15 protein-coding genes are annotated in these 23,137 nt (G+C 71.3%); 4 read left to right on the top strand and 11 right to left on the bottom strand.

Annotated elements, in window-relative coordinates:
- Window positions 1-44 precede the first annotated feature (44 nt).
- The 3 genes from ACFVFH_RS16980 to ACFVFH_RS16970 are packed head-to-tail and all read right to left on the bottom strand — an operon-like array spanning window position 45 to window position 6,692.
- A complete protein-coding gene (locus ACFVFH_RS16980; protein ID WP_383768746.1) occupies window positions 45-3,743 on the bottom strand; it encodes a hypothetical protein in 3,699 nt (1,232 codons plus the stop codon).
- Window positions 3,736-4,926: a hypothetical protein gene (locus tag ACFVFH_RS16975; protein ID WP_383768743.1), complete on the bottom strand. Its 1,191-nt coding sequence runs from the start codon at window positions 4,924-4,926 to the stop codon at window positions 3,736-3,738. The genes ACFVFH_RS16980 and ACFVFH_RS16975 overlap by 8 nt, the downstream gene beginning before the upstream one ends.
- The gene (locus ACFVFH_RS16970) at window positions 4,923-6,692 is read right to left on the bottom strand and encodes a PD-(D/E)XK nuclease family protein (RefSeq protein WP_383768740.1); all 1,770 of its coding nucleotides are present in this window, start codon (window positions 6,690-6,692) and stop codon (window positions 4,923-4,925) included. Before ACFVFH_RS16970 ends, ACFVFH_RS16975 begins: the two co-directional genes overlap by 4 nt.
- 181 nt (window positions 6,693-6,873) lie before the next feature.
- On the opposite strand from ACFVFH_RS16970, the gene ACFVFH_RS16965 reads away from it, so the two are divergent.
- Entirely contained in the window at window positions 6,874-8,385 is a 1,512-nt protein-coding gene (locus tag ACFVFH_RS16965) for a serine/threonine-protein kinase (protein WP_383768737.1), read from the top strand.
- A gap of 81 nt (window positions 8,386-8,466) precedes the next feature.
- On the opposite strand, the gene ACFVFH_RS16960 is transcribed toward ACFVFH_RS16965, so the two are convergent.
- From ACFVFH_RS16960 to ACFVFH_RS16925, 8 genes are all read right to left on the bottom strand, one after another.
- A complete protein-coding gene (locus tag ACFVFH_RS16960) occupies window positions 8,467-10,524 on the bottom strand; it encodes an N-6 DNA methylase (RefSeq protein WP_383768735.1) in 2,058 nt (685 codons plus the stop codon).
- 1,161 nt (window positions 10,525-11,685) lie between these two features.
- Window positions 11,686-12,618 (bottom strand): hypothetical protein, encoded by a 933-nt coding sequence (locus ACFVFH_RS16955; RefSeq protein ID WP_383768732.1) that lies wholly within the window; start codon window positions 12,616-12,618, stop codon window positions 11,686-11,688.
- Window positions 12,619-12,690: 72 nt separating this feature from the next.
- Window positions 12,691-13,044: a monovalent cation/H(+) antiporter subunit G gene (gene mnhG / locus ACFVFH_RS16950; protein ID WP_383768729.1), complete on the bottom strand. Its 354-nt coding sequence runs from the start codon at window positions 13,042-13,044 to the stop codon at window positions 12,691-12,693.
- Window positions 13,041-13,379 carry a monovalent cation/H+ antiporter complex subunit F gene (locus tag ACFVFH_RS16945; RefSeq protein ID WP_383768726.1) on the bottom strand — a complete coding sequence of 113 codons (339 nt, stop codon included), beginning with the start codon at window positions 13,377-13,379 and terminating at the stop codon, window positions 13,041-13,043. Before ACFVFH_RS16945 ends, mnhG begins: the two co-directional genes overlap by 4 nt.
- Window positions 13,376-14,005, bottom strand: coding sequence for a Na+/H+ antiporter subunit E (locus ACFVFH_RS16940; protein ID WP_383768722.1), 630 nt, complete (start codon window positions 14,003-14,005; stop codon window positions 13,376-13,378). Before ACFVFH_RS16940 ends, ACFVFH_RS16945 begins: the two co-directional genes overlap by 4 nt.
- On the bottom strand, window positions 14,002-15,654 hold the full coding sequence (locus ACFVFH_RS16935; protein ID WP_383768719.1) for a Na+/H+ antiporter subunit D: 1,653 nt from the start codon (window positions 15,652-15,654) through the stop codon (window positions 14,002-14,004). Before ACFVFH_RS16935 ends, ACFVFH_RS16940 begins: the two co-directional genes overlap by 4 nt.
- Entirely contained in the window at window positions 15,651-16,256 is a 606-nt protein-coding gene (locus ACFVFH_RS16930; RefSeq protein ID WP_383768717.1) for a Na(+)/H(+) antiporter subunit C, read from the bottom strand. Before ACFVFH_RS16930 ends, ACFVFH_RS16935 begins: the two co-directional genes overlap by 4 nt.
- Window positions 16,253-19,159 (bottom strand): Na+/H+ antiporter subunit A, encoded by a 2,907-nt coding sequence (locus ACFVFH_RS16925; RefSeq protein ID WP_383768714.1) that lies wholly within the window; start codon window positions 19,157-19,159, stop codon window positions 16,253-16,255. Before ACFVFH_RS16925 ends, ACFVFH_RS16930 begins: the two co-directional genes overlap by 4 nt.
- Window positions 19,160-19,404: 245 nt before the next feature.
- Here ACFVFH_RS16925 and ACFVFH_RS16920 point away from each other — a divergent pair, with 245 nt between their 5' ends.
- From ACFVFH_RS16920 to ACFVFH_RS16910, 3 genes are read left to right on the top strand one after another with little or no spacing between them, the layout of a single operon-like run.
- Window positions 19,405-22,299: a nitrate- and nitrite sensing domain-containing protein gene (locus ACFVFH_RS16920; RefSeq protein ID WP_383768711.1), complete on the top strand. Its 2,895-nt coding sequence runs from the start codon at window positions 19,405-19,407 to the stop codon at window positions 22,297-22,299.
- The gene (locus ACFVFH_RS16915) at window positions 22,296-22,733 is read left to right on the top strand and encodes a roadblock/LC7 domain-containing protein (protein ID WP_383768709.1); all 438 of its coding nucleotides are present in this window, start codon (window positions 22,296-22,298) and stop codon (window positions 22,731-22,733) included. The genes ACFVFH_RS16920 and ACFVFH_RS16915 overlap by 4 nt, the downstream gene beginning before the upstream one ends.
- The gene (locus tag ACFVFH_RS16910; protein ID WP_383768707.1) at window positions 22,730-23,134 is read left to right on the top strand and encodes a DUF742 domain-containing protein; all 405 of its coding nucleotides are present in this window, start codon (window positions 22,730-22,732) and stop codon (window positions 23,132-23,134) included. Before ACFVFH_RS16915 ends, ACFVFH_RS16910 begins: the two co-directional genes overlap by 4 nt.
- The last annotated feature ends 3 nt before the right edge of the window (window positions 23,135-23,137 follow it).

The following is a 23,137-nucleotide window of genomic DNA, read 5'->3' as shown; positions in this document are numbered from 1 at the left end:
CCTCGGGGGCTGCTTGTTGGGGGCCGGTGTCTGTCCGACGTGGGTCAGCGGTCTCCGGGCGGCGAGGTGTCGATCTCGCACAGCGCGTTGTAGAGCGGCCGGTAGAGCAGCCTGACCAGGGATGGATCGGCGGGGTCGGCGCATGCTCCGGGGTCTTCGGCGAAGTAGGGGGCCAGCACGTCGCGCAGGCGGACCAGCAGGCCGGGATCGTTCTGCCAGCGCGGTCGGCGCTGGTCGGTCGCGCGGCCACCGGCCGCCGCGAGCCGAGGGGCGAACGCGGCGTCGACGAAGACGACTCTGGCGGGAACCCCGCCGCGGACCAGGCGGCCGATCACCTGCCAGATCGTGACCAGCTGATCCCAGGCGAACGACTCCTTCTCCGCGGCGGACAGCCTGGAGTACATGTAGGAGCGGGAGAGCAGGCGGCGCCACACACCCCGCGCGGCCGTACGGAAGGCGCTGCCCGCTCCGTCCAGGTCCGCCCCGTCACCGACCAGTCCGGCGAAGGTGCCCTCGGCCAGCCCGGGTTGGTCGCGGACGAACCGCGCCGCCCAGTCGTTGACGGCGAAGACGGAGAGGAAGAGGTCGTCCGGGCGGGGGTGGGGGCGAACGAGGAACAACACCGTGCCGAACGCGGCCACCCGCTCCTCTCCGGGGCTCCGGAAAGGGGTGAGGATGTTGTGTCCGCGTTCGACCGCGAGCAGGGGCGCGACCAGGATCTGGGCACTCCTGTCGGCCGCGAACTCGGCCAGATCGCCCCGGCGCACGACGGGCGCCGACGCCGCTCCCGCGGAGCTCGCCTCCGCGGCGAGGGAGGCCTCCAGCGCGGCGTCGTCCGCGGCGAGCACCCGGACGCGTTCCCGCCAGGCGGACATCTCCGAGAGCGTCGCGGCCACCAGCGTGGCCTCCCGATAGCTGCCCACGAGCAGAAGGGCTCGTCGACGACGCAGATCGGGAATCTGTGCCAGTTCTCGTTGGAGGGGACTACGGGTGCGGTCCCGAGGGGGGCGTGCCAGCTTCTCCACGAGCAAGCGCAGGGCCCCCTCTCGCTCCTCCCCTTGGTCCTGCCCGGAGATACGGATGGGCTGCCCGGCGTCGTCGTACATGAATTCGGTGCGGAACAGGGACTCGCCGATCGAGCACAGTGCCTCCGGCTGCGGTTTGAGCACCGCCTGGACGGGTGCGACCACGTGGGCCCGGGTGGAGGTTCCCGCCCAGCTGGTCCCGGACATGAGCAGGACGTTAGGGCCCGTCGTATCCCGGTCGGCGTCCGCGCCCAGCCGGGGCAGGGAGAGAAGGAGCTCGCGGCCCACCCCGGCGCACCGGAAGAAGCGGAGGGTCCCCGTGCGCCGTCCGTCCCGGCTGTCGCGCTCGTCGAGCAGAAACTGGAAGCCGAGCACATTGCCCATGGGGGACTCTGGCAGCAGGGGTGCGTAGTCCAGGGGCGGGCGCCTGGTCAGCTCGTGTTCTCCGGGGTCGAGCCGCAGGGCTGCCTCGACCTGGGGCCAAAGGAAGGTCACCCGGTCGAGTCGCTGGTGCAGGGCCGCAAGTACCAGAGTGAATTCCAGTCTCTCCGCCTGAAGTTCGAGCCACTCCTCCGTGAACTCGGATTCGTCCTGTGGTACCTCGCCGGGAAGCGGCGGTCGCTCGAAGGGCCTGGGCGCACCGTCGAGAAGGGCGTCGAGCTGGGCTCGTACGCGCCCGCGCGTTCGCTTCTCCTGAAGCGTGTGCAGGACGTCGTGGGCCAGCCTCGCCAGGTCGTCGGCGAAGGTACCGTGCGGCCCACGGTCACCGAGTGGGTCGTCGCGGAAGACGTCGAAGACCTTGGTGAGCCGGTCCCGGCAGGCGGCCCAGGGGGTGTCCTCCACCACAGGTGTGGCCTCGGACGGGCGGTGCAGCGCCTCCTCGTCGTCGTAGAGTGCGGCCTCGTCCACTGTGTCGTCGTCCTCGACGGCCCGCTGGGGCGGCGGATACCAGGCGTTGAGCAGACGTTCCTGAAGAGTCCATGGGCTGAAGTAGTCGATCTGGGCCCACTTCCGCAGGGCCGGGGTGTCGATGAGCATGGCGTAGAGCCGATCGGCGGCGGAGCCGACGACATCCAGGGCGGCCGACCAACGTTCGACATCCTGATCGGAGAGTTGCAGCCGGCCCTGCCGGGAGAGTTCGGCGATCTCATGGGTCTGGAGCCGGTCGAGCCACGATTCAGGGCCTGTGGTGACCAGCGTGGCAGTGGGGGCGAACATTTGATCGAGCTGCATCTGAACGCGGTCGGCTTCGTCCACGACGATGATGTCGCTGCGCAGGCACGCGAGTTCCAGATACCGCAGGCGCTCGGCGTTGAGCTGCCGCGGCACGGAAGTCTGGACCAAGCTCGCCGGGTTGGCGACCCAGATGAGCGCGTCCACGAGGTCTCGCGAGGAGGAATGACGGGGGCAGACGCTCCACAGCGAGCAGGCGTGCGGCTTCCCCAGGTCCTCCGTGTCCTCGGCATCGCCGGGTCCGGCGCCGGCTGCGCCGACCGGGCTCACGCCCCGGGCGTGCCGAAGTTCCCGGGTGACACGGGCAGCGTGCGACTGCGCGTCCTCCTCCTGGTCGGGTTCGTCCGCCCGACGATCCACCGGATACAAGGAGCCGCAGGGCGCGTCGGCGAGGCGCAGTGGCGCGTCGGCCTCCAGGGCGCGCAGCGCGTCGAGCGGACAGGCCGTGCTCAAGTGGGCGAAGGCCGGGTCGGTGTGGTCCAGCAGCGAGCGCTTGCCGCGTGCTGCGAGCCTCCGATGCAGGCGCTGAGTGTGCTTGGGCCGGGTGGTGGCGCCCTGGACGAGCGCCGCCCGCAGACCGAGCCCCTGGAGAAGCTGGGTCTGGCTGAGCTGCTCGGCGACATCGCCGACCAGCAAGGTGGTGCGCAGATTCCGCTGGTGTCCCCAGACCGCGAGAAGGATCATGAGGGTCGACTTCCCGGCGCCGACCATGCCCACCAGGTGCGTCAGCCCCTCCAAAGTGAGCGCCTCTGCCTTCTCGAAGTCCGTTCCGTCCGCCGTACGGATGTCCAGTTCGAGGCTGGCCAGCCGCTCACACCATTGGCCGGACGGCCTCCCGAGCTGGAGCTCCCGCGCCTCCATCCACCTCGCGGTGTCTTCGAGTTCGGCAAGGGGAACCTCGATGGGGCCGCCGGGGCCGGGGCGGGGAGCGACGAGGTCGTGCCCCGGCGGAGGATCGAACACGAACTCCGGGGAGATGGTGACGGACGAATAGCGGCGCTGCTCCTTGAATCGATGTGCTCCCTCCCCGGCGTACGGAAGCGGATTCGTTGCGAAGCCCGGGACCCGTCCGAGCGCGTTGTCGTAGACATCGAAGCGGTGAGCGGCCACCGGGTGCGCAACCCGGCGTGCGGGTCCGCCACCGGCCGGAACCCGGTAGCCGCGCAGCTCCTCGGGAAGCTGCTGGTAGCTTTCCAGGCTCTGTTGCCACAGGCGCCGTCGTCTCATGGGCCACAGAAGGTGGCGGGCCGCCGTCAGGGCGAGCTGGTCTTCGGGGGTTCTCACCAGTCCGGCGGCGGAGGCGAAGGGGTAGCCGCCGAGAAGTACCCAGACTCCGTCCGCCGCCCGTCCGGGCTCCAGCGTCTCCAGCAGTCGCAGGCCCAGTTCGACCTGGCAGAGCAGAGCGGGTTTGATGCCGCGGTACTCCGTGGGCCAGGGCCTCAGATCCTTGGCCAGCCGCTGGTACCAGTCGCTGCGGTCACGCACGATCTGTCCCCTTCCTCCCGTACGACTCCGGTGCAATGCGCGCGTCCGGCCCCCGCTCGCCGCGCAGGCGCTTCCGGGCGGCCTCGACTACTTGGGCGTCGGTGAGCAGGCGCAGCCCGGCCGCGTGTGCGGGACGCTCCCGGGCGAAGGTCTCCAGATAGTCGCCGCGCTCGCGGACCCGGAAGTGCGGCACGGCCCAGCACGCCTCGTCGTACGGCGGCTCGGGCCTTACGGTGGCGGCGGCACGGCCCAGAAACCCCGGATGGGTCCAGTCCTTCACGTCGATCGCCCAGATGTGGTCGTCGGGAAAGGTGACCCTCAGGTCGTACGCGTCGTAGCCGGGCCACATCTCGACGGCGAGGCCGAGACGGCGCAGCTTCCTCTCCAGATCCACCTCGGCGTGTCCGGGCCCGGTGACGAACTGCCGAAGGGGGCGCCGCAGCTGCCACAGTCCCCCCACCTCATCGGCGGGCAGTCGTCGGCCGAGGGGAGGAGAGCCGAGGCGGCGACAGTGTTCGCGCTCGCACCACCAGCCGCCGTCGACCAAGGGGACGAGCAGCGTGAGGCAGCGGTCGCAGGCGAGGCCGACGCCGTCCCTGCCATGGCCCGTCGGCACAGGCGCGTATACCTCGTCGACAAGGAACTGGACCGGTTCGAGGTAAAGGTCCGTGCTGACGTCGGGCCACTCCGCCTCGGTCAGCACGGGCCGGGTGACCAGCAGCCGCCGGAACGCCGTGTACGACTCGGGAACGTTCGCCGCGCGGCAGGCGTTCATGGCTTCGCCGATCACCAGCTGGGCGTACTGGCGGCCGGTACTGTTACCGAACCCTTTGACCTCGAGCTCGCCGCAGAGCTGTGTCGGCCTCCCGGAGCGCGGGTCGATCAGCCTGTTGTCCCCCCTGAAAAGATCCAGAGGCAGCGCGTCGAGGGGCCAGCTCCGCAAGGGGCGGGTCCGGCACCAGCCGATCATCTCCGGCACCCCCGTCGGCGGCTGCGCCCCGCTGCGCAGACAGGCGAGGACCAGTCGGTCCAAGGCGCGCTGAGCGTCAGGCGGGTACGGAAGGGTGAAGGAGTCCAGCCGGCCGACCTCGTCCAGCCGCGCGACGGCCGTGGCGACGTCGCGGAGCAGGACCACGTCGGGGTTCTCCAGCCAGTCCGGAATCGTCCCGGTGTCATCACTCACGCCGGCTCGACCGATCCCGGCGCGGCGTCGGGGACGGGGGCCGACGGGGAGGCGGAGACGTACGCGGTGCCGGGGGCACACCAGGTACGCACTTGGCAAGTGCGACAGTGGCGACCGGTGCGAGGCTCGTACGAGGTGTCCCGGAGCAGAGGCTCGGCGAGATCCGCGATCACCTCATGGGCTTCGGCCACCGTCGCGGGGCGGCTGGGATCGATGGCTTCGAGGCGGCTCTCCCCCGCACCCTCCCGCAAATGCTCCAGCTCGACACGGCCGCGGCGCGCCCCTTCACCCACGGCACCCTTGTCGAACAGCAGTACAGCCAATGCAAGTTGAGGGAAAGACCGCAGCAGTGGGCGGCCTTCCCACAAAGGTGCCGCGGCGGTCTTGGTCTCCCGCCAGATCCACCGCCCCCGCCGGGTGTGGAGCAGGTCCGGCACGGCGAGGACGACGACGTCCAGCTCGGGGATGTACGCCGTGACCTGGTGCTGTGGCAGCACCTTCTCGTCCTGAGTCAGCCCGTCCAGCGGGCAGAGCGCCCGGTGTTCATCCAGCATCCGCAGGGCGCCTTGGGCCAGAGGTTCCTCCAGCGAGTGCCCGGGGGGCAGCATGCCCTCGTGCGCCTGGGGAAGTTCCCGGCAGCCACCGGCGAAAAGCCGCTCGTGCCGCGCGTTCAGCACGGCGTCCACCACCCGCCCCCGGCGCGCCCCGGGGTTCTCGGGAGTCAGGTCGTTGAGATGCAGCCGGCGCACGAGGTGGTACTGGGCGGGACAGTCTCCATGAAGTCGCAGGTCCCAGGCGGAGATGGAGCGGCGCCCGGCACGGAACGGCGCGGCGCCCCGAAACGGCCCCCACAGGTGCGGAGTGCGCGGCAGCTCGGCACAGTGCCCGATGACCTTGCAGTCGACACAACTGGCGCCTGGGCGCACTCCGGTGCCGGTGGCGACGGCGACGAAGGCAGGTGCGGCATCCCGCCCGAACCGCTCACGCACGGTATCCGGCCCCCAGTCGAGCAGGGGGGTGACACTGCCGTCCGCACAGCCGAAGTCGAAGACCCGCACCCGCTTCGGTGGCGTGGGGTTCACCAGGGAGGTCTCCGGCGGGCGAGCCTGACGGGCACGCCTCCGGGCGGGCAGGCCCTGTGCGACGACATAGGCGATCGCGGCCTTCTCCGCCGCCGGACGGTCGGGCTTCGCACGGCCGAAGGAGGGGATCCACAGATCCCTCACCGCACCGTCCGCAGAGGCGTACTGGCGGCCCCAGGTCTTGTGCTCGTACTGCCGGGCGCCCCGGCCGTCGGGTTGCTCCCGAAGCGCGGTGCGCGCGGTCCAGTCCAGCCGTACCGGGACGGTGGGGGGCAACCCCGCCGCCAGCGCCGCGTGTTGCTCCCGCGTACGAGCGGCGACATACCGTTCGAACGCCTGGATGGTCCACGCGATGAGAGAGGGATGCGCGGGTGCGCTGCGGCCACGGAACGCGCCAGATGTCTGGCGCAATTCCTCGACTATCCGCCCGGGTTGCCAACGCTCGTGCTCCCATAGATCCAGCGCGGCGAACAGGGGGCCGGCACCGAAGTCCTCCAGAAGCTTGGGCCGTGCACCCATGAGGGGTACAAGCGGCGCTCCGGCGGCATCCGGGGCCTCCGCGCCAAGCAGGGGCCGGACCGCGGTGCGCAGATGAGACGGACAGGCACGGCGGTCGGTCCGGGCGTGGATGGTACTGACCTTGACCAGCCAGCTCTCACCGGTGGTTCCGGGCGGATTCTCCATGGTTCCCCCTGCTCAGGGCGGCACGGACGGGGTGACACCGAGGAACACGGGACACCGAAGCACTCGAATAGTGTGACACAGCTTGTGAACTTAGTCGTTGGAGTTAAACCACCACATCTGATACACGATACGCTGCGCCCTCAGACGGGGCATTCGGGTCTACTACAGAGGGGCGCAGAGAGTGGAAGCGGACTGGCAGGACGTACGGGCGGGGGAGTTGATCGGCGAGCGCTACGAGCTGGTCGATTCGGCCGGCAAGGGAGCAATGGCCCAGATCTGGCGCGCCCGCGACCGGACGACCGGTCGACAGGTCGCCGTGAAGTTTCTGCGGCTGGACTCCGAGGATCTCCTTCAGCTCGACGCCCGGGACCGGGAGGAGGAACTCCACTTTCGGCGCCTCAGGTTCTATCGCGAGGCACAACTCCTCGCCCGCCTGCGGCACCCCAACATCCCCGAGCAGTACGCCTTCGGAACACATCACGGTGTCCCCTACCTGGTCATGTCCTACGTGGTGGGGATCAATCTGCGCACCTTCCTGAACCAGTACGCGCCGCTCGCGCCCCTCGTCGCCACCTCCGCCGCCGCGCAGATCGCCGCCGCCCTCGTCCACGCCCATGAGCTCCGTGTTCTCCACCGGGATCTGAAGCCGGACAACGCGATGATTTCCGAGCGGGGTGTGGGGGTCTTGATCGATTTCGGCATCGCCAAAGAGCTCGGAATCGAGTCCACCCTCACGCAGCCGGGTTCCACCCTTGGCACACTGGGTTACCAGGCGCCGGAGCAGATCCAGGGCGAAGAGGCCACCGCGGCTTGGGACGTCTACTCGTTCTGCTGTGTCTTCTACGAACTCCTCACCGGCAGGCCCCCGTTCGTGGCCAATGAACGGGACGGATCAGTGGGGCGCCAGCATCTGCGCAACATGCCGGTACCTCCGGGCGACCTGACGGCGGGAATCCCGGACGCCTTGGACAAGCTGGTACTCCGGGGGCTCTCCAAAGTGCCGGAAGAGCGCCCGACCATGAGGGAAATCCTCGACGTCCTGGTCGAGCTCACCCCCAAGCCCGGCGACCCCGAGCCCCTGCCACAGATCCTGCACGACCCCACACGCCCCTTCCGGTGCCCCGAGACGGCCGTGGACCCGGACGAGTCGCCCCAGCAGGAGCCCACCTGGAGCACCCAGGAAGACGAGCAGGCGGGATGGCTGGACCCGGACGCGATCGCGCTGCTCTGCACGGCGGCCGAGCGGGAATTGACGGAGGGAGGCCCCGGGGGCGCGGTGAGTGAACTCGCCGGGCTCACTTCCCGCGTTCGCGAGGAGTGGGGACGCCGCCCGCTGGTCCGGAAGGTCTGGGAACTGACCGCCGGGGGGCTCTGGCTCGCGGGAGACTTCGATTCCGCCGCGCAGCGGTACCAGAGCATCGCGGACGAGCTGGTACCCGGAAAAGGCTCTCAGGAGCGGGCCGACCGGGCGGTGTTCGGTCTGCGCGCCGCTCGGTGCCGACTGGAGTCCGACGGAAACATCGCGGCGGCCGTCGACGTGGTCACCGAGGCCGGTTATCTGGCGGCGTCGCTGCCCGAACCGTACGCCAGTCAGTTGGAGACGGAGCGCAGCGAGGTGGCGGACCGCATCTCCGAACTGCTCGCAGAGCGGGACGGCGGGTCGGACTCCAGCACGGTGCCCGAGCGGGAATGACGTCACTGGGCCGGGCCGGATCCGGACCACCCGACCTGGCCCGGCATCCCCCGGCAGACCTCCGCTCCACCGGGGCCCGGTCTACTCCCCGTGCGCCAGGCGGCCTGCCGCGAGTTCGTCTCCGAGATCCCGTCCCATTCTCTTGGCGACGATCCGCAAGCGTTCGGCCAGTCCCTCGAAGGCGGCCAGGTGCCGGAACGCGTCGCTGTACCGGCGCTGCTGCGACAGATCAATCCGGCGCACCTGGAGCCGATGCACATCGATCCGGGAAGAACTGGACGCATGGGTGCCGGCGTGGCGGGCGTTGGCCGGCGACTTGAGTGAACCCGCCAGGAACCAGGGGTCGAGTACATCCGGGTCGACCCGGAGCGCATGGATCTGCGGGCCCACCGCCATCGGCGGGCCTTCGTGGACCCAGGCCGAGAACTCCCTGGACACACCGACGACCACTACGTCCCGGGGTTCCACCACGACGGCGTCGTCCGGGTACACCCACCCACCGGGGGATTCGTCCAGCAGCAGATCGGAGATGGTCAGCAGCGGGACTCGCGCGTGCCCGGGCTCCGGTACGGCCGCTTCGGCTGGAAGGCGGCCCGAGCGCAGGGTGAGCGCCTCCGCCCGAGCGAGTTCGCCGACGGTCGCGCTCGGCTGATCCTCCGTACCGCGGGTGAGTTCGAGGGCGGCCAGACAGGCACTTTCGGTCCGGAGTCCGTCGAGCAGCTCGCCGACCTCGCCCCAGGAGTCCGCGAGCCGGGGTCCGACGTGTCCCGAAGCCGGCGTGACATGGCGGCCAGGAGTGAGGTCCACGTCGTCGTCGAGGAGGTCGATGACAGGGACGGCCGCAACCCAGGCGGTCGCACCGGAGTCCTCGGTCGCCTGTTCACACAATGCGCCGGCCACGGCTCCCCTGCCGGCCGTGCCGACGACGGACCGGATGAAGTCCCCGAGTTCGCCCCGTTCAGGACCGCTGTCCCGAGAGGTCGACCGGGGAAACCGCGCGGCGGCGTCGACGAACAAGAACTCCCCCGGACCCTGCGGACTCTCCCCCGGAGCAGGCCGCCGCAGCACCCACAGATGCAGAGACAGACTGTGCGGCGCGGCGGATCCGGGCGGAAGAGCCACCACGGCCCGCAAGGCCCCGGTGCGTAGCAGCGATCTGCGGATTCTCCGTCCGGCCTTGCGCGCGGCCACGGTCGGCGGCAGCAGCAGGACCGCGCTGCCGCCTGGGCGGAGCCGGGCCAGGCAGTGCTGCACCCAGGCGAGTTCGGGCTCGGTACGAGGCGGGGTGCCGTGCACCCACCGGGTATCCGCGGCAAGGTCCTCATACCCCCAGTCCCGCTCGTTGGCCGGCGGGTTGCAGAGCACCATGTCCGCCTGTGCGCCGATGAGGGGATCCGCGCGGAGGGATTCCCCCGGCGCGATCACGGGCACGGACGCGGGCCCCGGCCTCTCGGGGCCCGGCAGCAGTGCGAGCCGCACGTCGGTCAGAGCGGTGAGCACCGGATCACGGTCACAACCGAGAAGCGCGGCAGGGCGGTTCAGCGCGGTGGGGACGGCCTTCGCGGCGGCGGCCAGCAGATGGCCCGCTCCGCATGCGGGGTCGAGCACCCTGAGGGGGTCCTCAGGGTGCTCGCCGACGAAAGGCCCACGCGTCCGCAGGGCCAGATCGGCCATGAGATCGGCCAGCGGCTCGGGGGTGGTGGTGATCTGGCGTACATGGGTATCCAGCCAGCGGCGCAAGAGAAACATGAGGATGTCGTACGAACCCTCGCGTCGCCCCAGCTCCACGGCGGCCCGCACCGGGCCCGCACCGGCACCGTCTGACCCGCCGCCGTCACTCTCCCCGCGGGCGAGCAGCCGTCCCACGGCGGCAATGGCGAGCCCTGTCTCGTCACGGTCGCCCAAGGCCTCGAACCGGGGCCAGAGCCATTCGCGGCTCGTGGTCTTGCCCAGTTTCCCGTTGTCCCTGAGCCATTTTTCGATGTCCGTCAGGGAGAAGTGCGGGCTCGTGTCTGCGCCGCCGATCCGCGGCGGAAAAGTGTCGTGCCGACGGCGCCAGTTGCTCACGGCGGCCCGCCCCACCCCCGCGAGCCGGGCAATCTCGGCCAGGGTCACCGGTACGACGGGGGGCGAGGTCATCACTTCTCCAGAGGCATCGGCCGAGCGGAACCGGAGTGTCGGCTTGCGCGAGCACTTGAGCAGGCAGCCCCTCGCGTCTTCCCACTCCCGGGCCAGGCTAACGCATTGACTTTGTTCACAGGTTTACATCGCGTATGAGGGTGGGTGTGGGTGTGCGTCGACCTCAGCGACTCCGCCAGGGCGCAGAGGAGGGTGGCGCACCATCCGCGAGGCACATCGCGCCCACCGGCGAAATCGCAGTTCAGAGCCCGTACTTGATCGGCTCCAGGATTGCCACGCACTCCACATGGTGCATCATCGGCAACACGTCGGCCCATCGCTCACGCGGGCGTCGTCGTCCGCCTGGACGCTCCGGTCCATGGGGGCTCCAACCCCTGAGAAATGGTTTGAGCTCCTCACGCGTGGGCTCACGGGTGTGCGACAGTTCTGGAAGCGGGGTCAAGAGGTCGATCGACCTCGCATACCCCCTTGCCCACTCCAGCCACATTCGAGCCGAGTCCAGAGCTGACTCGTCCACAACACCGTTCAACTCGTTGATGCGACGTTCCAATGCCATGCAGTACGCGCTGAGGACAGCGGCCTCCTGCCGGCGCGCTGCCTCGTCACGTAGCGCCTGGGCAAACTGTTCACGAACGGCTTTTTCCCTCGCCACATCCATGGCCACTTGCCAACGAAGTTCGCTATGCGGGCCCTCCGCAGGGAACAGTTCCAGCCCCGCCCCGCCGTACGGGACGTTCTCGATGCGCTTGGCTTCTGTAGGGCGCCCGAGGCTTGGCGGACACCCTCGGCTCACTGTCGCCGGCGACCACGGAGTCATCGTCGATCATCAGGAACCTAAGATCCCGCAAGACATCCATCGAGCGCCGGTCACCCGACACCAAGGTTCCACCACCCTCGTCGGCCAATTGGCGTATAAAGCCGAAAGAGCCCCCGTCATCAGTGGGAGTCCTCTGGGACTTCTCTGGGACTTCCAGCCTCATCAACCGGCCCATTCGCGCAGGTCAGAAACCGTCAGTCACTCATAGCGGCAGGTCACCGCCTTCACTGGTCTCTTCCACGACATCCCCCCAGCGCCGTCCGGCGGCGCCGTCCGGCGGTACGCGTGCGGCCCGACGGCCCCCGGTTCAGGCGAGTCCGCCTGTTCGCGGGGGCCGTCGGGCGTTACGGGCGGGGCTGCCGGCCGACGTCACGGGCGAGGTCCAGGCCGAGAACGCGGTCGAGGTGGGCGAAGGTCTCGAACTTGGCGCCCGGTGCCAGGCCGGGCCGTTCCGCGACGTCGGTCAGCAGCTCCAGGACGGCGGCGACGTCGAGGTCCTCGGCGAACGCGGTGTGCGCCTGCCGCAGCAGGTCGGCGGGGACCGGCCTGGACGGCTCCTCGGCCCAGTCGGCGACCGACCGGCGCCACTCGCGCAGGGTCCGCCGGGCCTCGGCGAGCGCGGGGCCGTCGACCGTGACCGGGGTCCCGCGGGGAAGGCCGAGCAGCAGCAGGCGTACCGCCAGCGGATCGGCGGCCTCCGGTTCCGTGGAGGTCTGGAGGCCCGCGACGTCCTGGAGGCCCGTGGCGTCCGGGGCCGCCGGGGCGTCCGGGGCGGCCGGGGCGGCCAGGGCGGCCAGGACGTCACGGGCGTTCGCGCCGGGGAGTGCGCCCGGGGCGGGAACGTGCTCCGGCGACGGCACGGGGGCGACCCGCGCCACCTCGATCCGGGCCCCGCCCCTGGTGTCGTCCGGGTCGGTGCCCTCCGCGACCACATGGACGTCGGCGGGTCCGCCCAGTGCCGCGTCCGGGCGGTGGGCCCCGACGACGACGGGGGGATGGATGCCGAGCACCGCCATGACCCGGTCCAGCGCCCCGGCCCGTTCGGGCGTCAGCTCAGGGGTGGTGAGGACCGTGACGACCTGGAGGCCGTTCAGCTCGGCGGTGCGTGCCAGTACGTCACCGATCAGCGGGACGCGCAGGTGGAGCGGGCCGATGCCGCTGCCCGTGGCCGTGCCCTCTCCGATGGCCGGCAGCCGGACGTGACTGCGCAGCAGGCGGCGTGGTGGGGCGGGGATCTCCACGAGGCGGCCGGTGCGGGTGTCGGTGATACGCAGCATGGTCGGAGGCTAGCCGCCGGGGCCTCGCGGGCGGTGGCATTCGCGGGGATGCCCGTGGCGCCCCGGCCCCGTTCACTCCTCCTCGGTCAGCTGCTCGTCCAGTTCGTCGAAGAGCAGCTCGCCGTGGTCGATCTGACCGGTGCGGTAGGCGGTGCGGGCCACCAGGTGGGCGGCGACCGGACCGGTCATCAGCTGGAAGAAGCCGATCAGCCCGAGGGTGGCGAGGTCCATGCCGCTGCGCAGCCGCAGGGCGACCCCGGCGAGGACCAGGAGCATGCCGAGGGTCTGCGGTTTGGTCGCGGCATGGCTGCGGGAGAGCACGTCCGGCAGGCGGAGCATCCCGATCACGCCGAGGAGGCAGATGCCCGCACCGGTGAACACCAGTACCGCGCCCGCCGTGTCGAGGATCTGGAACCAGAGGTTCACCGCGGGGTCCCCTCGGAGCCACCGGGGCCGTCCCCGTTCGTGCCGTGCCGGGGCGGCCGGTCGCGTACGGCGATGAAGCGGGCGATGCCGACCGAGCCGGTGAACCCGAGGAAGGCGAGTACCAGCATGATCGGGAAGTAGAACGAGTCCCGAGCGAAGGCGGACTTGGCGCCGAGGCCCGCGATGATGAGGGCGGCGCAGACATCCAGCGAGATGGCGCGGTCGAGCATGGAGGGGCCCCGCCAGATGCGGGCGAGGAGCGCTGCCCCGGCGACGACGATCACCACGACGGACGCGGTGAGCAGGGCCCGGTCGACGGTCTCCGGCACACTCATGCCCCGTCCTTCCTGTCGTGCGCCGAAATCGGCGGGGGTGGTTCCGCTACGCGGGCGATCTCGTCGGCCGTGCCGAAGGCCCGTACGGTCAGGCGTTCCAGGCGCCAGACGGAGCGGCGGGCCGCGTCGAGCACGGCGGGTCTGTCCGCGTCGAGCACGTGCAGGAAGACGGTGGCCGTGGCCCGGCGGACCTCGACGACCGATCCGCCGGGCACGTTGGAGACGGCGACGGCGGTGGCCGCGAGCATCAGATCGGAGCGGCAGCGCAGGGGTACCGCGATGACGGCGGCCCGGTGCGGGTGGCCGACGAAGATCTGCCGGGTGACGCGTACGCCCGAGGTGTACATGTCGTAGAGCAGATATCCGGCGAGCATCAGGATGCCCCAGGGGTGCAGACGGAGTCCGAGGTCGACGCGGGGCAGCGGGAAGGCCAGGCAGACGGCCACGGCGACGACCGCTCCGGTGAGCAGGTTGGCCGGGTTGGGGCTGGACCAGAGCAGCACCCAGATGAGGGTGAGCCAGGCGATCAGCGGGAGGTCGAGCACGCGTCGTCGGCGTCCGGCGAACTCGCAGCTGAAGGGCGGCAGGTCCTTGTTCCGGAAGGAGAGCCTGAGCAGGCGTTTCATCGGCCGAGCACCGCCTGTACATAGGGGGTCCGCGCGATGAGTTCGGCGGCCGCGCGGTCGGTGTAGGAGGTCAGTGGTCCGGCGAACACGGTGAAGGCGAGGCCGAGTGCGACGGCCGCGGCGGTGGCGCCGGTCATCGGCCGCGGCAGCATGGTCGTGGTGGTGACGGCGTGACCGTGCAGGGTGGCCGCGACCGCCCGTCCGGCGGGCTGGTGGCGGGGGCGTACCGGTTCGTCGCCGGTGCCGGGGATCTGGTCGGGGCCCTCGTCGGCGTCGTCGTCCTCGTCGGAGTCGGACTCCAGGACGGTGCCGGTGGCGGCCTGTCCGGGCGGCGCGGCCCGCCAGAACGCCAGGTTCCAGACCTTGGCGACCACGTACAGGGTGAGGAGGCTGGCCAGTGCCGACCCGGTGACGAGGATCCACGCCCAGGCGCTTCCGTCGGCGACCCCGGCCCTCATCAGCCCGAGCTTGCCGATGAAGCCGGACAGCGGCGGGATGCCGGCCAGGTTCATCGCGGGCACGAAGAAGAGGACGGCGAGCAGCGGGGCGGCCTTGGCGAGCCCGCCGATCCGGGTGAGTTCGGTGGTGCCGCCCCGGCGTTCGATGAGCCCCGCCACCAGGAACAGCGTGGTCTGGACGGTGATGTGGTGGGCGACGTAGACGATCGCGCCGCTGTAGGCGTCCCGGGTGGCGAGGCCGATCCCGAAGACCATGTAGCCGATGTGGCTGACGAGGGTGAAGGAGAGCAGCCGTTTCAGGTCGGTCTGGGCCACGGCTCCGAGGATGCCGACGACCATCGAGGCGAGTGCGGCGGCCATCAGCAGATCGCCGAGCCGGTTGCCGGGGAAGAGCAGGGTCTCGGTGCGCAGCATGCAGTAGACGCCGACCTTGGTGAGCAGTCCCGCGAAGACGGCGGTGACCGGGGCGGGCGCGGTCGGGTAGGAGTCGGGAAGCCACGCGGCGAGCGGGAAGACGGCGGCCTTGACTGCGAAGACGGTGAGCAGCATCGCCTGGATCAGGGTCTGGACGCCGAGCGGGAGTTGGGCGAGGCGGCCGGCCAGCTGGGCGAAGTTCGCGGTGCCGGTCGCCGCGTACGTCATGGCGATGGCGGTGAGGAACAGCATCGAGGAGAACAGCGAGATGATCACGTAGGTGGAGCCCGCGCGGATGCGGGGTCCGGTGCCGCCGAGGGTGAGCAGTACGAAGCTGGCGACCAGCATGATCTCGAAGCCGACGTACAGGTTGACGAGGTCGCCCGCGAGGAAGGTGCAGGAGACCCCGGCGACCAGGATCAGATAGGCGGGGTGGAAGACCGCCACGGGTGTCTCCTCCTCCCGGTCGGCCATGCCCTGGCCGAGGGAGTAGACCAGCACGCAGAGCGTGACGGCCGAGGAGACGGTGAGCATCAGTCCGGACAGCCGGTCGGCGACCAGGGTGATGCCGAGCGGCGGGGCGAAGTCGCCGAGGTGGACGGTGAGCGGGCCCCGAATGTCGGCGGCGATCATCAGGGTGATGGAGAGCCCGAGTACGGCGCCGAGCACGACGACGCTGATGAGGCGCTGGAGTCGTTTGAGGCGGGTGCCGAAGGCGAGGCTCAGGCCGGTGGCGCAGAGCGGCAGCAGCACCGGCAGGGGGACGAGTGCGTTCATCCGGCGGCTCCCGGGTCGGTGTCTTCCACATGGGCCCGAAGGCGCGCGTAGTCCTCGGGATCCGCGCCCAGTACGTCGTGCCAGAGGTCCCCGGTGGCGTCCCGGCCTCGGGCCTGGAGGGCGCGGTCGGCGCGCAGCCGGGCCCGCAGGCGGCGGCGCTCCTCGCGGTAGCGGGTGCGTTCCTGGTCGGTGACGTCGGAGGCGGCCCGGTAGGCCTCGCGCAGTTCGTCCCGCTCCCCCAGTACCTCGGAGCGCAGGGCGATGCGGCGGTCCTCCAGGTCGTCGTGGACCTCGTCGGTGCCGGTCAGCTGGTGGCTGCGGTAGGCCATGGCGAGGAGGAACGCCGTGGTGGCAAGGGTGATGACGATCGCGGTGAGCGCGATCGCCTGGGGCAGCGGGTCGGTGACCCGGCCGAGCGGGACGCCGTAGAGGAGGGGTTCCGCGCCGGCCCGTCCGCCGGCGGCGAGGACCAGCAGATTGATGCCGTTGCCCGCGATCACCGCGCCGAGCAGGATGCGGGTGAGCGGCCGGGTGAGCATGAGGATGCCGCCGACCGCGCACAGCACGGCGGCGGTGGCCAGGAGGGAGGCGCTGACGGTCATCCGGGGGTGCCTTCCGTTCCGGGTGCCGCCGGTGGTGTCGGGGGGCCCGCGGCGGCCGCCTTCTCGGCGGCGGCGCGTTCGATCTGGCGGTCGATCTTGGCGCCGAGCGCGCGCACGATGTCCAGCACCACGCCCAGGACCAGCAGATAGACCCCGAAGTCGAAGAGGATCGGCGTACCGATGTGGTACGCGCCGATCAGGGGCAGCCTGCCGTGGTGGGTCCAGGCGTGCAGGACCGTTCCGTCGACGAGGCCGAGCAGGGCGACGCCGGTGGAGAGGAACAGTCCGAGCCCGGTGAACAGTCCGGGCTGGAGCGGGGCGGCCTCGGCCAGTTCGAAGCGGCCGCCCGCCAGATAGCGGGTGATCAGGGCGAGTCCGGCGACGAGTCCGGCGACGAAGCCGCCGCCCGGCATGTTCTCGGCGCAGAAGAGCAGGTACAGCGAGAGCACCAGGACCGGGTGGAACAGCAGCCGGGCCACGACCTCGAAGACGACCGAGCGGTGTTCGGGCGCCAGTGTCGCGCCGGCCGCGAGCCAGCCGCGCTCGGGCGCCCCTTCGTCGCCGTGGAGGAGTCCGGTCATGCCGGGGGCCGTCAACGACCAGGCGGTGCGGCCCCCGGTCTCCTCGCGCAGCGACGGTCCCTCGGTCCGGCGGTGCAGATAGATCAGGCTCGTGACACCGACCGCCGCCGCGGCGAGCACGGCGGACTCCCCCATGGTGTCCCAGGCCCTCAGGTCGACCAGGATGGTCGCCACCACGTCCTTCAGTCCGTGGTGGGACACCTCCGTCACCATGGCCGCGCCCGCCGGGCCCGCCGTACGGGCGGCCGCCGCGACCCAGACCACCACGCCGAGCGTCGCCGCCGCGGCCAGCGCCACCGGGATGCGCACGGCGCGGCGCCAGGTGCTGACCGACTCCTGGAAGTGCACCGGCATCCGCCGCAGCACCAGCACGAACACGATCATCGACACGGTCTCGACGCAGAACTGGGTGAGCGCCAGGTCCGGGCCGCCCTGGACGACGAAGAGCAGTGCCGCGCCGTATCCGGTCAGCCCGGCCAGGACCACGGCCTTCATCCGGCGCCGGACGGTGAGGCACAGGAGGGCGGCCGCGCAGGTCAGCAGGGCGACGGCGCCTTGCAGGGGGACGTCCCAGATCCTCGGGGCGGCGGCCGTGCGCCAGGGCCGGTCCACGCCGAGGACGGTGAGCTGGCCGGCCAGCATCACGAGCAGTGTGGTGGCGAGGTAGACGGAGAGCGAGCCGCGCTGGACGAATCCGGTGAGCTGGAGCGAGAACCGTTCCAGCCCGAGCAGCAGATGGCCGAAGACGCTGTCGGCAGTCGGCCAGGCGATCCGCCGGGAGAGCCGGGTCACGGCGGCGCGGCCCAGGAAGAGCGCCACGCCGCCGGCGGTGGCGACGGCCGAGAGCAGCAGGGCCGTCCCGAAGCCGTGCCAGAGCGCGAGATGGTACGGGTGGGCGGACGGGGGGAACGCGTCCGCGTACGCGCTGAACAGCCGGTCGGTCCAGCCGGTACCGGGCCCCAGCACCAGCCCGCAGACCGCGAGCACGGCGGGCGGTGCGAGGAAGGCCGGGCCGACCCGGTGCACCGGGGTGTCCTCGGCCCCGGGCTTGCGGAAGAAGGCGCCCCAGACGAACCGCACGGTGTACGCGACGGTCAGGGCGGAGCCCGCGACCGTGACGCCCAGCGCCCAGCGGTCGGCGGCCGATCCGCGCAGCAGCGCGTCGAAGGCGGCCTCCTTGGCGGCGAAGCCGAGCAGCGGGGGCAGGGCCGCCATGGAGGCGGCGGCGAGCACCGCGACCGTACAGACGTGCGGCAGCGCCCGGCCGACGCCGGAGAGCCGCCGCAGATCACGGGTGCCCGCCGCGTGGTCGACGATGCCGGTGACGAGGAACAGCGGTGCCTTGAAGAGCGCGTGAGCGAGGATCATGACGGCGGCGGCCAGGGCGGTGTCCCGGTTGCCCGCCCCGGCGAGCTGGCTGACGGTGCCGTAGGCGAGGACGAGCTTGAGGTCGTTCAGGCGCAGCGCCCGCCAGCCGCCGAGCAGCATGGTCGCGGCGCCGAGGACGATCACGACGGGCCGCCAGACGGGCACGTCGGCGAAGCCGGGCGCGAGCCGGGCGACCAGGTAGACCCCGGCCTTCACCATCGCGGCGGCGTGCAGATAGGCGCTGACGGGGGTGGGCGCGGCCATGGCGTTCGGCAGCCAGAGGCTGAACGGCCAGATCGCCGACTTGGACAGGGCCCCGCACAGGATCAGCACCACCGCGACGGAGACGGCGAGGGTGGCCGGGGGCGGGTCGGCGAGGATCGCGGAGATCCGGTACGTGCCCGCCGCCTGACCGATGATCAGGAAGCCGACGAGCATCGCGAGGCCGCCGAGCGTGGTCACGGCGAGCGCCTGGAGCGCGGAGCGGCGGCTGTGCTTCTGCTCGCTGTCGTGGCCGATCAGCAGATAGGAGAAGACCGTGGTCAGTTCCCAGAACACATAGAGCGAGATCAGGTCGTCGGCGAGGACGAGGGCGAGCATGGCGCCCGCGAACGCCAGGAGGTTCCCGGCGAATCCGGCCAGCCGCGGTGACCCGTCGGTGAAGTACGAGGCGCAGTAGAGCAGGACGAGGGTGCCGATCCCGGCCGCGAGCAGCACCATCAACTCGGCGAGCGCGTCGAACCGCAGGGCGACGGTGACGTCGTACGCCGGCATCCACCGCCACGACCAGGTGACCGCGCCCCCGGAGGCCGTGGTGTTCCACTGCGTGAGGGCCCACACCGTGGCGGCGGCCGGCGGCAGCGCGAGGACGACGAAGGCGCGCCTGCCCAGCGCCCGGACCAGCGGGCGGGCGCAGGCGGCCAGGACGAAGTGGCAGACGATGAGCGCGGTCATGCGGCCCCGGGGGGCGTCCCGCGCCCGCCCCGGACGGATGGCCGGAACCTGGGCGATACATCACGGACAAAGAGCACCAGACAGAGATATATCCCCGACCGCGCTTCACTCGTACGGCGCGCCGCACCCGACCCTTCGGGATGACTGTGGCGGGCCTGTGCGTGATCAGTGATGCACTTGTGAGCCCGCTTTCTTTTCATTTTTTCACTGTGACTAATATCTATCTGTCGAAGTTCTCAACGGATTTGACCAGTCCTGAGGCTGGCACCATCAAGGAGTACGCCCTGCGCACGCGCGCCTCACGGCGGACCGAGTCGACGACCATGTCGCTGCGGACCGCCCTGCTCGTTCTGGCCATCGTCCCCGGCGTCGCGCTGGCGGCCCTCTGGGCCGTCACCAGTGGCCAGACCTTGCTGGACTTCCAACGTCAGGCCGCCCAGGGGCAGTTGGCGCAGAAGGCCGGCCAGCCGTCCAACATCGTGTACTACAACCTCCAGGCCGAGCGCCGGCTCAGCGCCGAGGCGCTCGCCCGGCACCGGGGCGCCACCGGCGAACTCCAGCGGCAGCGCAAGCTGACCGACGAGGCCGTCAAGAGCTTCCAGTCGCTCTCCGACGTGGCCACCGACGACGCGCCCGGCGAGGTCCGCGACGCGGTGAGCAGGGCCCGCGCGGCCATCAACCAGCTGCCGGCCCAGCGCGCTCTCGTCGACGACGGCGGCAACGACCAGCAGAAGGCCGTGTACCGCTACTACACGGATCTGATCGCGGTCGACCTCCAGCTCTTCGGGGCGCTCAGCCATGTCGACAACGGCCGCATCACCACGCTCTCCCAGCCGCTGGTCGACCTGTTCTGGACCAAGGAGATGATCTCCCGCTCGGACGCCCTGCTGGCGCGCGGCTGGCCCGCGGGGAAGCTGAGCGCCGAGGACCTCAAGCAGGTCCGGGAAGCCGTTTCCGGCCAGGAACTCCAGTACTCCACCAAGGTCGTTCCCCAGCTGCCCTCCGACGAGAAGGCCATGTGGGAGAAGATCACCGCCAGCACGGCCTGGAAGACCAAGACGCGGGTGGAGAACGAGGTGCTGCGTCCGGCCGATGCCGACGCGAAGGGGTTCGTCGCGCTCGGCGCCCGGGAGGAGACCTGGCGCGGGGCGATGGACCAGCTCACCCCGCAGATCGAGAAGCTCCTTGAGCACCGCACCGCCAGTGTGGTCGAGGAGGGCAAGGGCAGCGTCATGTCGCTGCTGTTCAAGATGGTGCTGACCACGGTCGTCGGTCTGCTGGCCGTGATCGCCGTCATCTGGACCACCTGGCGCCTCACCCGTAACCTCCGACGCCGGATCGGCAGTCTGCAGGAGCGGGCCGAGGAGCTGGAGAAGGCGCTGCCGGACGTCGTCGAACGGCTCGCCCAGGGCGAGCGGATCGATGTCGAGGCCGAGGCGCGTGCCATCGAGTCCGACGGCAAGGGCGGCGGGGGCGACGAGCTGAGCAGGCTCGGCGACGCGCTCAACCTCGCACGCACCAGCGCGCTGGCGGCCGCCGTCCGACAGGCCGACCAGCACCGGGGGTTCGAGCGGCTGCTCCAGCGCATCGCCCGCCGCACCCAGCAGTTGATCGGCCAGCAGCTGAAGAAGCTGGACGAGCTGGAGCGCAAGCACGAGGACCCCGAGGTGCTCGACGGCCTCTTCGACCTCGACCACCTCACCGCCCGGCTGCGGCGCTACGAGGAGAACCTGGTCATCCTCGCGGGCGGTTCCCCGCACCGGCGCTGGCGCAAGCCGGTACCGCTGCTGGACGTGATGCGGTCCGCCCAGGGCGAGGTGCAGGACTACCGCCGGGTGGTGCTGGACCTGGACGGGGCCCCCTGGCTGTCGGAGCGGGCCGTCGGCCCGGTCTCCCATGTGCTCGCCGAGCTGATCGAGAACGCGCTCACCTTCTCCCGGCCGCCGAGCCCGGTCGAGGTCAGGGCCGCCAAGGTCAGCCGCGGTCTGGCCATCGAGGTCGAGGACCGCGGGCTCGGGATGGAGGAGGACCAGCTGGCGGCCGCCAACGAGCTGATGGTCAGGCCGCCCCGGATGGACGTGCTCGCCCACTCCGACGACATCCGCCTCGGCCTGTACGTGATCGCCCGGCTCGCGGACCAGCACGGCCTGCGGGTGGAGTTCCGTTCCTCCGCGTACGGCGGTACCCGCGTGGTCGTGCTCGTCCCCGACGAGCTCACCGTCCCCGAGCCGCGGACCGGCCCGGTCGGCGTGCCGGCCCCCGCTGCCGCCCCCGCCGCCCCGGAGGCCCCCGCCGCCGGACCCGGTGACGCGCTGCCCACCCGCGTACAGGGCCAGGCCCTGGCCGGAGTCACCGCGCTGAACGCGGCCGGCGCCCCGTACGCCACCACCGAGCAGCCCCTCCCGGCCGCCGAGGAGCCCCACCCGGCCCCGGCCCCGGAGCAGGAGCCGTACCGGCCGGAGCCGGAACAGTCGTACCAGCCGGCCGGAGCCCCGTTCCCCGGACCGGAACAGCCCTACGCGGCACCGGACGGCGGGTTCGGCGTCCCGGAGCACCCCTACGCCGCACCGGCCGGTCCGTACGCCACCCACCAGGAGCCGTACGGCCCGACCGAGCAGCCCTATATGACGGCCGCCGGTCAGTACCCCGTGGACCAGCCCCCGTTCGCGGCGCCCCCGGAGCCGTACCTGGATCCGCAGCAGCCGTACCCCGCCCCGTACACCTCCGGTCCGGGCGGTACGCCCCTTCCGGTCCCCGCGCCCCGGCCCTCCGAGCCGGAGAACGCACGGCCCGCCCCGCTGCCGGTGTCCGAGCCCGACCATCCGGCACCGCCGGAGCCCGGCACGGTCCACGGCCGGACCGCGGAGCCCGTCCCCGGCGCGGAACCCCCGCTGCCGCGCCGGGTGCGGCAGGCCAGTCTGGCCGACGAACTGCGGATCGACCCGGCCTCGCGGCCCACCGCCCCGCAGCCGCCGAGCCGCCCGGAGAACCCGCTGCCACGAACGGAGCCCCGCCGGGCCGGAGCCGCGATCGGCGCGTTCCAGCGCCGGTCCCGGGCCGCCCGCGCGACCGACGAGGCACCGAAGCAGCAGCCCGCACCGCCCGCCCTCCCCCTGCCCACGAGAGAAGAACGGCCATGACACGCACAACCGCCACCCACCAGGACCTCGACTGGCTGCTCGACGGCCTGGTGGACTCGGTGGCCGAGACCCTGAACGCCGTCCTGCTGTCCGACGACGGGCTCGTGGTGAGCCACTCGCGCACCATCGACCGCGCCGACGCCGAACGGCTGGCCGCCATCTGCACCGGCCAGCAGAGCCTGGCGCGCGGCGTCGGCCAGCTCTTCAACGGCGGCGCCGTGCACCAGGTGATCGTCGAACTGAACGACCTCTGGCTCTTCATCATCGCGGCCGCCCAGGGCACCCACCTGGCGGTGATCGCCTCCCAGGAGGTGGACGCCGAGATCATGTCGCTCGCCATGCACAACCTCGTGCAGCAGGTCGGCCAGAAGCTCACCACGCCGGCGCGCGGGGAGTTCGACGCCTTCGGTACCGGGGACGGGCAGCGCGCGTGACCCCGTACTGGGAGGACGAGGCCGAGGAGGACGGGGCGGGCACGATGGTGCGCCCGTACACCATCACCCGTGGCCGGACCGCTCCCGAGCGGGACGACTTCAGCCTCATCACCGTGCTGACGACCGCGCAGGACCCCCGCGACGAGAACGGCGCGCCGGTCCGGCCCGGCAGGCTCCAGCCGGAGCACCGGATGATCCTGGACCGCTGCCGCCGCCCGGCCGCGGTCGCCGAAGTCGCCTCCGACCTCGGCCTCCCGGTGTCGGTGACCAAGATCCTGCTGGCCGACCTCGTCGCCCAGGGCCTGCTGCTGGCCCGCGCCCCGCTCTCGGTGGCGCGCGTGGCCGGCGGGGCCGACATGGGCCTGCTGGCCGCCGTTCGTGACGGACTCCGGAGACTCTGAACC

Source organism: Streptomyces sp. NPDC057697 (genome assembly GCF_042799335.1).
GTDB lineage: Bacteria > Actinomycetota > Actinomycetes > Streptomycetales > Streptomycetaceae > Streptomyces.
Note: the sequence above shows the minus strand (reverse complement) of the source record. Positions and strands in the feature narration are given on the sequence as shown.

Excerpts from the sequence above, each read along its gene's own strand:
- ACFVFH_RS16970 (WP_383768740.1), bottom strand. The coding sequence starts at position 6,692 with ATGGAGAATCCGCCCGGAACCACCGGTGAGAGCTGGCTGGTCAAGGTC.
- ACFVFH_RS16915 (WP_383768709.1), top strand. The coding sequence starts at position 22,296 with ATGACACGCACAACCGCCACCCACCAGGACCTCGACTGGCTGCTCGAC.
- ACFVFH_RS16925 (WP_383768714.1), bottom strand. The coding sequence starts at position 19,159 with ATGACCGCGCTCATCGTCTGCCACTTCGTCCTGGCCGCCTGCGCCCGC.
- ACFVFH_RS16955 (WP_383768732.1), bottom strand. The coding sequence starts at position 12,618 with ATGCTGCGTATCACCGACACCCGCACCGGCCGCCTCGTGGAGATCCCC.
- ACFVFH_RS16945 (WP_383768726.1), bottom strand. The coding sequence starts at position 13,379 with ATGAGTGTGCCGGAGACCGTCGACCGGGCCCTGCTCACCGCGTCCGTC.
- ACFVFH_RS16930 (WP_383768717.1), bottom strand. The coding sequence starts at position 16,256 with ATGACCGTCAGCGCCTCCCTCCTGGCCACCGCCGCCGTGCTGTGCGCG.
- ACFVFH_RS16935 (WP_383768719.1), bottom strand. The coding sequence starts at position 15,654 with ATGAACGCACTCGTCCCCCTGCCGGTGCTGCTGCCGCTCTGCGCCACC.
- ACFVFH_RS16960 (WP_383768735.1), bottom strand. The coding sequence starts at position 10,524 with ATGACCTCGCCCCCCGTCGTACCGGTGACCCTGGCCGAGATTGCCCGG.
- ACFVFH_RS16940 (WP_383768722.1), bottom strand. The coding sequence starts at position 14,005 with ATGAAACGCCTGCTCAGGCTCTCCTTCCGGAACAAGGACCTGCCGCCC.